Raw genomic sequence first — 12,554 nt, 5'->3', positions numbered from 1 at the left:
AGGTAGCGACTGAAGTACTCAACGTCACCTTCGCTGACCCGCGAGTAACACACAAGGGCTTGGTAACAAATTCACCGTGGATTCCAGGTGACGGTCACCAACTAGCTGTCACCAACCGCGGTGATCTTCAGGAACGCTCCGGACCGGGCACGGAGAGGGGGTCGAAACCGTACGGCAGTTCGAGACGATGCGCGGCCATCAGGTCGGCGTCGCCGAGCAGGTCCCGGGTCTTGCCGTCGGCCACGATCCGGCCGCCGTCCATCAGCAGGCTCCGTTCGCAGAGCTGCAGCGCGTACGGCAGGTCGTGGGTGATCATCAGCAGCGTCACGTCGAGCCCGGCGAGGATGTCGGCGAGCTCACGGCGGGCCGCGGGATCGAGGTTGCTCGACGGCTCGTCGAGGACCAGTACTTCGGGACGCATCGCGAGGACCGTGGCGACGGCGACCCGGCGGCGCTGACCGAACGACAGGTGGTGCGGGGCGAGGTCGGCGTGGTCCTGCATACCGACCTGAACGAGAGCCTCCTGGACGCGATCGGCGAGCTCGGAGCCGCGCAGGCCAAGGTTCGCGGGCCCGAAGGCGACGTCGTCGCGGACTGTCGGCATGAAGAGCTGGTCGTCCGGGTCCTGGAAGACCAGCCCGACCTTGCGTCGAATCGCCGTCAGGTGTTCGCGATGTACGCCGGTGCCACCGATCTGAATGCGTCCGCTCCCGGTCCCACCGGCGACCGACCCGAGGATGCCATTGAGATGCAGTACGAGCGTGGTCTTGCCCGCTCCGTTCGGGCCGAGCAGCGCGACGCGCTCGCCGCGCTCCACGGTGAAGTCGACGCCGAACAGCGCCTGCCGCCCGTCGGGATAGGCGAACACCAGCCGCTCGACCTGAATCGCAGGACCGCTCACAAGCTCACCACCCTAGCCGCGACCGCGATCGTCACCGCGGCCAGGGAGATCGCCAGACCCTCGAGCCACTGCGCCCGGGTCGCGCCCGAGACGCTGAGCAGCGGCATTCGTCCGGTGTAACCGCGCGAGCGCATCGCCAGATGGACGCGCTCGCCTCGCTCGAAGCTCCGCACGAACAGGGCGCCGACTCCCCCGGCGACCGCCTTCAGATGACCGACCCGGCCGCCGGTGTACCCGCGGGATTCCCGGGCGACCCGCATCCGGTGCAAGTCGTCCGACACCACGCTCAGGTACCGAACCATGAACGACAGGATCGCCACGAGGGTGGCCGGCAGGCGCAGCCGCTCGAGCCCAGCCAGTAGGTCGCGCGGCGCGGTCGTCGCGGACAGCAGGATCGCCGCGATCACCCCGAGCGTGCCCTTCGCCAGCACGTTCCAGGCGCCGAGCACACCCGACTGGGACAGGTGCAGCCCGAGTACGTCGACCTGCGGGCCGGTCGCGACGAACGGCAGCAACAACGCGAACACGATGAACGGCGTCTCGACCGCGAGCCGCCGCGACACCACAGTCGCCGGCAACTTCGCAACGGCAACGGCCCCGACGAGCATCACGGCGTACAGGCCGAACGCCCAGAAGATCGCGGCCGGGGTGGAGACGACCGCGAGCACGAACACGAACAGCGCGACGACCTTCACCTGCGCCGGGACGCGGTGAACCGGGCTGTCCACCGCGACAAGCAGGCCGTCCCCACTCATGACGCCTTGTTTGTCCGGAGAGAGGCGAGCTTGGCGATCGCGAGGCCGACGACGATCGTCACCAGTACGCCGATGATCCCTGCGAGTGCGCCGGATACTTGTGCGTTGCCGATCCCGTGTACGCCGTAATCGGCCAGCGGACTGCCCGCGACCGCCGAGTGCTTCGCCGCACTCTCGAATCCGAGTTTGGCGCCGACGAACTCCAGCCCGTCCGGGTGCGCACTCGCGAACAAGCTCAGCCCGCCCGCGACGATCAGCGTCACGGCGATCCCGACTCCGAGCGAGCGGCCGGCCGGCTTCGCGGCGATCGGCTTGTCCGGTGACACCGTGGAAGTGTTGCCGTCGGCATCGACCAGGACCAGGTCCTGCTGCAGGTGCCGAGCGGCGTACACGAGGTCCGGCCGGGTCGCGACGACCGCGCTCAGCACGGCCGCGGTGATCACGGCCTCGCCGATCCCGACCAGGATGTGCCAGCCGACCATCGCGGTCGCGAGTTTGCCGAGCGGGATGTCGACCGCGCCGCCGATCGAGTACAGCCCGGTGAACGCCAGGGCCGCGATCGGCACCGACACCAGCGCGCCGACGGTCGCCGCGGGTACGACGCTGCCGACCCGGCGCGGCAGCACCTTCAGCAGGGACCGCGTCAGGAAATATCCGACGAGCACCGTGATCAGGCCCATCAACGTGATGTTCGTACCCAGCGCCGTCAACCCGCCGTCGGCGAACAACAGTCCCTGCACCAGGAGCACCGTCGCCATCACCAGTACGGCGGTCCACGGCCCGACCAGCACAGCCGCGAGCGCGCCGCCGAGCAGGTGACCGCTCGTCCCCGCGCCGACCGGGAAGTTCACCATCTGCACCGCGAAGACGAACGCCGCCGTCAGCCCGGCCAGCGCCGGACCGGTCTCGCGGAGTTCACGGTTCGCCCGTTGCAGGCTGAAGCCGACCGCCCCCGCCGCGATCAGGCCGGTGGCGACGGACGTGGGCGCGTTGAAGAAGCCGTCAGGGACATGCACTCGCTCATTCTTGTTCTTGTTGCGACCGAATCGCAACAAGAAGTCTCAAAGCTCCTTCAGTGCCTCACCGATCGCCCGGTGGAATGTCGGATACGCATAGATCATCTGACGCAGCGTGTTCACCGGTACAGCGGCGTGCACCGCGACCGCCAACGCACTGAGTACCTCGCCACCCGTCGGACCCGCGCTCGTGGCGCCGACCAGCACGCCCCGGTCGGCGTCCATCACGACCTTGATGAAGCCCTCGTTGCCGGCCTTGTGGATCCAGCCGCGCGTCGAGGCCGGGATCGGCGTCGACCCGGTCCGCACGTTCAGCCCCGCGTCGCGCGCCTGCTGCTCGGTCAGCCCGACCGCACCGATCTCCGGGTCGGTGAACGTGACCCGCGGCATCGCGTGGTAGCTCGCGGTCGGAGCGTCCGCCTCCTGCAGGATGTCGCGGACCGCGATGTCGGCCTGGTACATCGCGTTGTGGGTGAACGCGCCGACCCCGGTGACGTCACCGACCGCCCAGACCTTGTCGCCCGCGCGGACGTGCTCGTCGACCTCGACCCGGCGCGCCGTCGGGTCCAGACCGAGCTTGTCCAGCCCCAGGTCCGCCGTCGCCACCCTGCGACCGGTTGCCACCAGCAACTTCTCGCCGCTCGCCGTCGCCCCGTCCGCGAGCGTGACGGTGAACGTGCCGTCGGCGTACCCGACCTGCTGCGCGTGCGCGCCGAGGCGGAACGTCACGCCGTCGCGCTCGAGCGCCTCGCGGGCCAGCACACCCGACTCCGGCTCCTCCATCGACAGCACCTCAGGAGCGCCTTCGACGACGGTCACCTGGACGCCGAAGCGGGCGAACACCTGCGCCAGCTCCATGCCGATCGCGCCGCCGCCGAGGACGACGAGAGACGCGGGCAGTGTCTCGGCCTCGATCGCCTCGCGGTTCGTCCAGTACGGCGTACCCGCCAGGCCGTCGATCGGCGGGACGGACGGGACCGTCCCGGTCGCGATCACGATGCCGCGGGCCGCCTCGTACTCGGTGTCGCCGGCGCGGACCGTGTTCGGGCCGGTGACGGTGGCGACGTCCTTGATGACGGTCGCGCCCTTGTTCACCAGCCGGTCGACCGCGACCTGGTCGTTCCAGGTGTCGGTCGCCTCCTCGCGGATCCGCTTCGCGACCGGCGTCCAGTCCGGCTGCACGGTCGCCGTACCGGCCATGCCGTCGACACGACGGGTCTCGGCGATCAGGTTCGCGGCCCGGATCATCATCTTGCTCGGGATGCACCCGTAGTACGGGCACTCGCCGCCGACCAGCCGCGACTCGATCCCGACCACCCGCAGCCCGGCTTGCGCCAGCCTCCCCGCCGTCTCCTCTCCGCCGACCCCGAGCCCCACCACGACGACATCCACCTGTTCAGCCATGCCGCCCAATCTCCCAGAGCAGCCGGAACCGGCCAAGTCGCCACCCGGCGCGTCATCGCACCGTAAGCAGGCGTTCACCACCCGCCACTAGGCTCCCGCACTCGTAGAAGTGAGGACAGAGTTGTTCGATTTCTCAGGACTCGGCACCATCGATCTCGGCACGGTCATCGCCCTCGTCTCCCTGATCGGTACGTCGATCGTGTGGCTGCTCGACCGGTATCTCTGGCGGCGCAAACGACTCGTGTACCGGGTCCAGGTGGACGCGCAGATCGGCGTCCACCCGCGGCAGCACCGCGCCCGGGAAATGGTCGACATCGAGGTCGTGCACCAGGGCAGCCCGGTGCAGGAGCCGAGCATCGTGCTGCTCCGGGTCGACAACACCGGCACCGACATCGACGCGCGCGATATGCAGGGTGAGGTCGAGTTCAGCTTCCCGGACCGGAAGATCGTCCGGATGAAGGTGGTCGAGTCGCACCCGCCCAAGCTGGGCGCGATGATCGAGAAGGAGATGAAGCCGGCCGGCTATGTCGACCAGGACACGCTGGTGCTGCCCAAGCTCGCGATCAACCACGGCGACCACTTCAAGTTCCTGCTGGTGCTGTCCGGCCGGGGCAAGAGCGTCACGCACTCCGGCTACCTGGCCGGCGGAGCGAACGGCGGCGTCTACCACGAGCCGCGACCGCGCGGACCGGGCCGCCGTACGTTGATCTTCGGTGCGACGACGCTCGTACTCGTCGGCGCACTCGTCGCCTTCTTCCTGGTCGACGTCGTGCAGCCGCCGGACGACTGCGCGTCCGGTCAGCTGCGGGTGATCGGGTCGACCGCGGTCGAGCCGACCATGACCGAGCTGCGTAGCGCGTATGCGTCCGACTGCACCCGCGCGGACATCACGATCGCCGCCAACGGCAGCCTGAGCGGCGTGCAGGAGCTCGTCGAGCTGGGCGCCAAGGACGCGAAGGCGGCGAGCAACGTGATCGCCATGTCGGACGGCGCCGCAGCCGACGCGCCCAACCTCAGCGGCGAGTCGGTCGCGGTCGTCATGTTCGCGGTCGTCGTCAACCGGGCGGCCGGCGTCACCGCCCTGACGGCGGCCCAGCTGCGGGACATCTACAGCGGGAAGGCGACGAACTGGAACCAGGTCGGCGGTAAGGACCTGCCGATCCGGATGGTCAGCCGGGTCGGACCCAACTCCGGCTCACGGCGGGTGTTCCGGGAGAAGGTGCTCGGCGGCATCCAGGAACTCGGCATCACCTCCGACGACTGCCGTCGCGACGACGACGCCACCGCGGCGAAGTACCACCGTTGCGAGGTCGGCACGACGGAGGAACTGCTCACCCGGGTGAACGACATCGACGGCGCGATCGGGTACGCCGAGCTCGGCGCGGCCCGGAAGTACCCGGAGATCGTCGCTGCGACCCTCGACGGCGTCGTACCGGACACGTCGAAGATCGCCGACCGCTCGTACAAGTTCTGGGAAGTCGAGCACGCCTACACCTACAAGTCACCGGATCCGAAGTCGCTCACCGCGGCGTTCCTCGACTACGTACGGTCGACGCAGGCACGGCCGATGCTGGAGCGGGGCGGCCTCGTTCCCTGCGCTGATCTGCCGGCCGGGTTCTGCGGCTAATCTGCTGCCCATGTACGTGATCGCGCACCTCAGTGACCCGCATCTCGACGGCTCGGAGGAGGCGCGATCGCGGCTCCGGCGAATCACGTCGTACCTGCGAGAGTTCCGCCGCCCGGTCGACGTCGTCCTGGTCACCGGCGACCTGGCGGATCACGGTCTGGAGTCCGAGTACGCCGAACTCGCCGCGGAGCTGAAGCTGGACGTACCCGTGTTGGTGCTGCCGGGCAACCACGATGTCAGCGCGCCCTTGCGCGCTGGCCTGGCGTCGTTCGTCGACTCGGCCAGCGACGGGCATCCGGTGCACCAGGTGCACGACATCGGCGGCGCGAGGTTCGTCCTGCTCGACACGTCGGTGCCAGGCGCCGACCACGGCCTGCTGTCTACCGAGTCGCTCGCGTGGCTCGACGGTGTGCTCGCGGAACCCGTCGGCGGTCTGTTGTTCGTGGCGTTCCATCACCCGCCGTTCGAGCTGAACCATCCGGTCCTCGACCAGTGGCTGCTCCGCTCGGGCCCGGAACTCGAGGCCGTTCTCCGGGGCAAACCAATCACCGCCCTGCTCGCCGGGCACGTGCACAACGGCCTCGCAACCACCTTCGCCGGGCTGCCGTTCCTGGTCGCACCAGGGGTCCGCTCGACCCCGCCACTCCCCTTCGAGCCCCCGGCCCCCGGCGGCGGCCTGGTCGACAGCACTACCGCCCACCCCGGACTGGCACTCCACATCCACACCCCGGGCGCACCGCTCCAAACCATCTTCCGGCACCCGGCCTGACCTCTAGTGTGATGACATGTACGTCATCGCGCACCTCAGTGACCCGCACCTCGACGGCTCCGACGAGGCGCGGTCGCGGCTCCGGCGAATCACGTCGTACCTGGGAGAGTTCAGCCGGCCGGTCGACGTCGTCCTGGTCACCGGCGACCTAGCGGATCACGGACTGGAGTCCGAGTACGCCGAGCTTGCCGCGGAGCTTGCGTTGCCCATGCCGGTGCTGGTCCTGCCGGGCAACCACGATGTGAGTACGCCGTTCCGCGCCGGGCTCACGGCGTTCGTCGACGCGCCAGGTGAGGGGCATCCGGTACACCAGGTTCGCGACGTCGGGGAGGCCCGCTTCGTGCTGCTCGACACGACGGTCCCCGGCGAGAACCACGGTCTGCTGCCGGAGGAGTCACTGGCCTGGCTGGACGGCGTACTGCGGGAACCGTTCGACGGACCGTTGTTCGTCGCGTTCCACCAGCCCCCGTTCAACCTGCATCACCCGAAGATGGACCAGTGGATGCTCCGCACCCGCGAACCCTTCGCCGCCGTCCTCCAGGACAAGCCGGTCACCGCGCTCCTCGCAGGCCACGTCCACAACGCCATCACAGCAACCTTCGCCGGCATCCCCTTCCGCGTCGCCCCCGGCATCCGCTCCTCGATCCCCCTCCCCTTCGAACCCGCCAGCCCCACCGGAACCCTGGTAGACCCCACCACCGAACCCGGCTTCGCCCTCCACATCCACGTCCCCGGCGAACCCCTCCAAACCGTCTACCGGTACCCGCGATGACGGATGCCTTGGTCCTGCACCCGATCGCACGGGTCGAGTCCAGCCTGCGGGACCGCGCCGACGCTCCCCGTCAGGGCGACGAAGGCGCTCCCGACGCATGGGTGGTGTTCGACGAGTCGGTCCGCGCTGCCCTCGCCGACATCACGGCCGGCGACGAACTCATCCTGATCACCTGGTTCGACCGAGCCGACCGCGCCGTACAGGCGGTCCACCCACGCGGCGACACGTCCCGCCCGGCAACAGGCGTCTTCAGCACCCGCTCCCCGGACCGCCCCAACCCCCTCGGCCTCCACCGAGTCACCGTCCTGGCCGTCGACGAACTCCGCCTCCACGTAAACAACCTGGAGGCCCTCGACGGCACACCGATCGTCGACGTAAAGCCTGTCCTCGGCGAGATCCCCGAACGCTGAAATCGCCGAGACCCGACGTGCGATCGGGACCCGGCAGCGCGAGACGTGGCCCCCGGATGCCTCCGCCCGGTGCAGCCACAGGTGACGCGACCATCGTGCAGCTCGATCGCTTTCTCAAGCGAATGGCTGACAACCGCGACGACTGACGTGACCCGGCTGGCACATCCTCACCTCAGAAGACTCTCCGCGTCGAGCTCGGTTGCGGTGGAGACGCGCGGGAATGGATGCGTGCCGGTGTGGTCGACGACGAACCGGAATCCGTGGGGGCTGGTCCAGTCGACAGCTCCGGAGGGCAGGCGTCGGCTTCGCCAGCCGCCGAAGGTCTTGGCGCGATGATGGAGTCTGCCCAGCGGTATGAGGTTGTCGGTGGTCGTTTGCCCGGTCGGTCTGGGTGGACCGGTGCGGTCGTACGGCGTGATGTGATCTTGATCCATCCGCACCGTGGCCTCGGCCCCGCTGTACGGGAACATGTCCACCGGATGCTGAAGCCGCACCCGTTCGCGGATCCGATCCGGGATCTCGTAACTGTGCACGCTGACCTGATCCTGAAGATCGATCACCGGCTTCACACTGATCTGGTCGTGCCCGAGCAGCTCGCCCAACTGGCCCGCGAGCAGCGGCCCGAGCTCCTCGACCCGCAGCACACCGTTGCCAGTAGCAAGCGTCCGATCGGTCAGGTGCACGTACAGCGTGTGCCGGTTCCGCCGCCCACTCCCCGCGCCGAGGCCGGTCCTGTACGCCTCCTGCTTGATCGCGGCCAACCGCGCAGGCAGCTCGCCCGCGAGTATCCGCCGCGTGAACGCGTCTCCGTGTCCCCCACCGCTCTCGGACGGCAGACCGACCGCCGCCCCCCACTCCCCGTCGACGCATCCCTCCGCGTCGGCCAAGTCATCCGGGCTGCCCCAGCCGCTCGCGGGGTCATCGCAGTCGGGTGTGAGTTCGGTCCACGGATCAGGCGTGCCGTTCGTCGGGTGGTCCGCTGTGTCCTCAGCGGGCTTGCCTCGAACCGGAGCCGGCACGCTGAGCTCGGGCTCCTCCGACGCGCCCGCGTCCGCAGGTCCGCCCGGCGCGGCGGCATGGCCAGGCTGGCCGCCAGTGCGCTGGGTGTCGGTGGGCTGGGTATCGGTGGGCTGGGTGGACGTCGGCTGGATGCGAGCGAGGTAGCGGGCGACTTCGAGGAGTTGGTGGGCTGCTGCGGGGTCGGAGATCCAGCCGATCGCCTTTGCGCGGCGCTGGTCCAGGTCGTCGGTGTCACCCAGGATTTTCAATGCGCGGGCCAGGTCGTCGATGGTGGCGTCGAACCGGATCACGTCACCGGCCGCGGCCCGGACCCAAATCCGTTTCGTGCCCTGGTCATCAGACGGGGCCACGAACACACCCCGCGTCCGCGCCGCCGCCTCGGCCTGAGCCTTCGCCGCCTCGGGGTCGGCCTCCCACACCGCCGCCTTGACGATCTTGGCCAGCGCTCCGGGCGTCACGGTGTCGACGATCCCGACCACCCGCCGGTCCACGATCGCGGCCGCCTCCAGCGACAACGCCAAACACGCATGCGCGACCTTGCGAGCCCGCCACGCGACCGCGTTCCCGTCCAGCACCGCGGCCCAAATCCGCGGCAGCCGATGCCGCAACGCCAACGCCTCCCCGATCAGCGCCGCGGCCGCACCGCTCGACATGCGCATCACCGCACCGAACTCGATCGGCGCAAACTCCGCCACCCCCGGACAACCGTCACCGCCGTACACATGGATCTGTTCGTAGCCCGGCCGCGGCTCACCCAACACCACCGCATGCCGATCGGCATAAACCAGCGCCGCCTCCAGCACCCGCACCCCAGCCCGGTCCTGGACCCGGCCGAACCCCGACGCCGCGGTCAGCAGGTCCGCGGTGTCGAGCTCCTCCAGATCTCCTTCGAACATGTGTTCTATTCTAGATCACGAATGGGTCTCGTTCAAATCGGATCGAGCCCAGACGCCTTATCCACAAGGGATATCCGGGTTGTCAATCGGTGTCTCGTAGCGGGTAGCCATAGTGGCGGCTCGGCTGTGCAGGGCGGTTCGGAGGGATTGGGGCGCCAGGGCTTCAGCGTTGGCGCCCAGTTGCCATAGAGCCCATTCGGCGTGCCATGAGTCTTCGAAGGTCAGTTCGAGGCGGAGCCAGCCGTCGCGGTCAGGCGCTTCGGCTCGGACAGCCACTGCCGCGTTCAGGAGGTCTTCGCGGCGTACCGGATTTACCCGGACCAGGACGGTGAGGTGGCCGTCGGCGAGGAACTGGGCGGAGCGGTCGCGCCAGATGCGGTCCAGATCGACCTGGTTCGGGCGCTCGGCGGGTTCGGGGAGTTCTTCGGCGGCTTGCATTCGCGAGAGTCGGTAGGTGCGGTCCTCGCCGGATCTTCGCGCCAGTAGGTAGCCCCGGTCCCGGACGGTGACCAGGCCGATCGGGTCGACCGTGCGCCACTGCGGCTCCTGGTCGGTGGCGGCGTACAGGATGCGCAGCTTGTGGCCAGCCAGCACCGCGCGGCGAACCTCGAGCATCGTGACGTCGGGCACCTCTTGCGTGATGAGGCGACGGGAGAGCAGATCGGTCTCGGGGTCGACGAGGATTCGCTGGGCTGCCTCGCTCGCGGTGGTCCGATGGCTTTCGGGAAGCGCGTCGACCACCTTGCGCATTGCCGAGGCAAGCGCCGAGCCCAGACCGAAAACCCCCGACCCGGCCGTCAGCAAAGCCAGCGCCTCGTCGTGATTCAGCCCGGTGAGCTCGGTCCGGAAGCCTGGCAGCAACGCGAATCCGCCGTGCCGCCCGCGCTCGGCGTACACCGGTACGCCGGCCGCCGACAACGCTTCGATGTCCCGCAGCACGGTGCGGGTCGACACCTCCAGCTCGGCTGCCAGCACATCCGCCGTCAGCCGACCCCGCTGACGCAGGAGCAGCACCAGCGAGACCAACCGGTCGGCGCGCACGCGAAAACAATACCTGACCAAGGATGTCGTGATTTCTTGGAAAGCTCGCCGCCATGACGATTGAACGAACCGCAGTCAACCCGGTGCCGTGGTCCCTGGAGCTGGGCTTCAACCAAGGCGAACTGGTTCAAGGCCACACCCGAACCCTGTACTGCTCCGGTCAGACCGCGATGAACCCCGACGGCAAACCCGAGCACGACGGCGACCTCCCCGCGCAGCTCAAGCTGAGCCTGGACAACCTGGAGGCAGTACTCACCGAGGCCGGCATGTCCCTCACAAACCTCGTCCGCCTCAACGTCTACACCACAGACGTCGACCTGCTCTTCCCCCACTACGGCGTACTGGCGTCCCGCTTGGCCGCCGCCGGCGTCGCCCCCACCACCACAATGCTCGGCGTAACCCGCCTAGCCATCCCCGGCCAACTGGTCGAACTCGAGGCAACCGCAGTCGCCTAAGTGTTGGGGAGGATTTTGTACCCAGAACGGCACGAAATCCTCCCCACTCCGGCTAGAAGTTGATCATGTGGCCTTCGAGGCCGTGGAAGGCCTCCTGCAACGCCTCGCTCAGTGTCGGGTGGGCGTGGACGTTGCGGGCCAGTTCCTTGGTGGTCAGGTCCCACTTCTGGGCGAGGGTGAGCTCGGGGAGGAGCTCGGTGACCTCGGGGCCGATGAGGTGCGCGCCGAGGAGTTCGCCGTACTTGCTGTCGCTGATCACCTTGACGAAGCCGGTCGGGTCGCCGAGGCCGTGGGCCTTGCCGTTCGCGGTGAACGGGAACTTGGCGACCTTGACGTCGAAGCCCTCCAGCCGGGCCTCTTCCTCGGTCCACCCGAAGCTGGCGATCTGCGGCTGGCAGAACGTCGCCCGCGGGATCATCTTGTAGTCGAGCTCCATCGTCTCGTGCCCGGCGATGGTCTCGGCCGCGATCACGCCCATCGCCTCAGCGGCGTGCGCGAGCATCAGCTTCGCCGTCACGTCGCCAATCGCGAAGATGTTCGGCACGTTGGTCCGGCAGAAGCCGTCGATGCCGATCGCGCCGCGCTCGGTCAGCTGGACGCCGATCTTGTCCAGGCCGTAGCCGTCGACCCGCGGCTGGAAGCCGATCGCCTGCAGGACCTTGTCGGCCTCCAGCGTCTTCTGGGCGCCGTCCTTACCCGTGACGGTGACCTTGACCTTGTCACCGGAGTCGTCGATCGAGTCGACCCGGGTGCCGGTCAGCACGTCGACGCCGAGCTTCTTGTACGCCTTCGCGAGCTCCTTGGAGACCTCGATGTCCTCCAGCGGGACGACCCGGTCGAGGAACTCGACGATCGTCACCTTCACGCCGTAGTTCGCCAGCACGTACGCGAACTCGACACCGATCGCACCGGCGCCGGCGATCACGATCGATCCGGGCAGGTCCTCGGTGAGGATCTGCTCCTCGTAGGTCACCACGCGCTCGCTGAGCTGCGTGCCCGGCAGCAGCTTGGTGGTCGCGCCGGTCGCCACGATGCAGGAGCCGAACGTGACGGTCTCCGACGAGCCGTCGTTCAGCGTCACGTCGAGGGTGTTGGCGTCGGTGAACGAGCCCCAGCCGTCGAACTCGGTGATGTTGTTCTTCTTCATCAGGAAGTGGACGCCCTTGACCCGGCCGTCCGCGACCTTTCGGCTGCGCTGCACCGCGGTCGGGAAGTCGAAGGTCACCTCGCCGCTGATGCCGAAGGTCTTCGCCTCCGTCCGGAAGATATGCGACAGCTCGGCGTTCCGCAGCAGCGCCTTGGACGGGATACAGCCCACGTTCAGGCAGACACCGCCCCAGTACTTCTTCTCGATGATGGCGGTCTTGAGCCCGAGCTGGGCGGCGCGGATCGCCGCGACGTACCCACCGGGACCGGCGCCGAGGACAACAACGTCAAAGTGCGAGGCCATGAGCTGGATTTTAGCCGGGGTTCCGTAAGGACCGTACG

At 68.5% G+C, this 12,554-nt stretch carries 12 protein-coding genes; 5 read left to right on the top strand and 7 right to left on the bottom strand.

The features are described 5' to 3' along the window. Positions 1-127: 127 nt before the first annotated feature. From ACLJOO_RS35150 to ACLJOO_RS35135, 4 genes are read right to left on the bottom strand one after another with little or no spacing between them, the layout of a single operon-like run. A complete protein-coding gene (locus ACLJOO_RS35150; RefSeq protein ID WP_410791989.1) occupies positions 128-901 on the bottom strand; it encodes an energy-coupling factor ABC transporter ATP-binding protein in 774 nt (257 codons plus the stop codon). Further along, entirely contained in the window at positions 898-1,656 is a 759-nt protein-coding gene (cbiQ, locus tag ACLJOO_RS35145) for a cobalt ECF transporter T component CbiQ (protein WP_410791988.1), read from the bottom strand. The genes ACLJOO_RS35150 and cbiQ overlap by 4 nt, the downstream gene beginning before the upstream one ends. Continuing rightward, complete coding sequence (locus ACLJOO_RS35140) at positions 1,653-2,672, bottom strand: energy-coupling factor ABC transporter permease (RefSeq protein ID WP_410791987.1); 1,020 nt, start codon at positions 2,670-2,672, stop codon at positions 1,653-1,655. Before ACLJOO_RS35140 ends, cbiQ begins: the two co-directional genes overlap by 4 nt. A gap of 45 nt (positions 2,673-2,717) precedes the next feature. Then, on the bottom strand, positions 2,718-4,076 hold the full coding sequence (locus ACLJOO_RS35135) for a dihydrolipoyl dehydrogenase family protein (protein WP_410791986.1): 1,359 nt from the start codon (positions 4,074-4,076) through the stop codon (positions 2,718-2,720). Positions 4,077-4,185: 109 nt separating this feature from the next. Here ACLJOO_RS35135 and ACLJOO_RS35130 point away from each other — a divergent pair, with 109 nt between their 5' ends. Genes ACLJOO_RS35130 through tsaA form a run of 4 tightly spaced genes read left to right on the top strand, consistent with a single transcriptional unit; the run spans position 4,186 to position 7,654 of the window. Next, positions 4,186-5,703 carry a PstS family phosphate ABC transporter substrate-binding protein gene (locus ACLJOO_RS35130; RefSeq protein ID WP_410791985.1) on the top strand — a complete coding sequence of 506 codons (1,518 nt, stop codon included), beginning with the start codon at positions 4,186-4,188 and terminating at the stop codon, positions 5,701-5,703. A gap of 10 nt (positions 5,704-5,713) precedes the next feature. Further along, a complete protein-coding gene (locus ACLJOO_RS35125; RefSeq protein ID WP_410791984.1) occupies positions 5,714-6,472 on the top strand; it encodes a metallophosphoesterase in 759 nt (252 codons plus the stop codon). Between the two features lie 16 nt (positions 6,473-6,488). Then, positions 6,489-7,244 (top strand): metallophosphoesterase, encoded by a 756-nt coding sequence (locus tag ACLJOO_RS35120; RefSeq protein WP_410791983.1) that lies wholly within the window; start codon positions 6,489-6,491, stop codon positions 7,242-7,244. Continuing rightward, the gene (tsaA, locus tag ACLJOO_RS35115; protein WP_410791982.1) at positions 7,241-7,654 is read left to right on the top strand and encodes a tRNA (N6-threonylcarbamoyladenosine(37)-N6)-methyltransferase TrmO; all 414 of its coding nucleotides are present in this window, start codon (positions 7,241-7,243) and stop codon (positions 7,652-7,654) included. Before ACLJOO_RS35120 ends, tsaA begins: the two co-directional genes overlap by 4 nt. Before the next feature lie 167 nt (positions 7,655-7,821). Here the strand turns inward: tsaA and ACLJOO_RS35110 are convergent, their stop codons facing one another. Beyond that, on the bottom strand, positions 7,822-9,570 hold the full coding sequence (locus tag ACLJOO_RS35110; RefSeq protein WP_410791981.1) for a DUF222 domain-containing protein: 1,749 nt from the start codon (positions 9,568-9,570) through the stop codon (positions 7,822-7,824). A gap of 57 nt (positions 9,571-9,627) precedes the next feature. Beyond that, a complete protein-coding gene (locus tag ACLJOO_RS35105) occupies positions 9,628-10,611 on the bottom strand; it encodes a helix-turn-helix transcriptional regulator (RefSeq protein WP_410791980.1) in 984 nt (327 codons plus the stop codon). Positions 10,612-10,670: 59 nt separating this feature from the next. On the opposite strand from ACLJOO_RS35105, the gene ACLJOO_RS35100 reads away from it, so the two are divergent. After that, positions 10,671-11,066 (top strand): RidA family protein, encoded by a 396-nt coding sequence (locus tag ACLJOO_RS35100; protein ID WP_410792471.1) that lies wholly within the window; start codon positions 10,671-10,673, stop codon positions 11,064-11,066. A 52-nt stretch (positions 11,067-11,118) separates the two neighbouring features. Here the strand turns inward: ACLJOO_RS35100 and lpdA are convergent, their stop codons facing one another. Beyond that, entirely contained in the window at positions 11,119-12,516 is a 1,398-nt protein-coding gene (gene lpdA / locus ACLJOO_RS35095) for a dihydrolipoyl dehydrogenase (protein ID WP_410791979.1), read from the bottom strand. Between the last annotated feature and the right edge of the window lie 38 nt (positions 12,517-12,554).

Source organism: Kribbella sp. C-35, from assembly GCF_046549195.1.
In the GTDB taxonomy this organism is placed as follows: Bacteria; Actinomycetota; Actinomycetes; order Propionibacteriales; family Kribbellaceae; genus Kribbella.
Note: the sequence above shows the minus strand (reverse complement) of the source record. Positions and strands in the feature narration are given on the sequence as shown.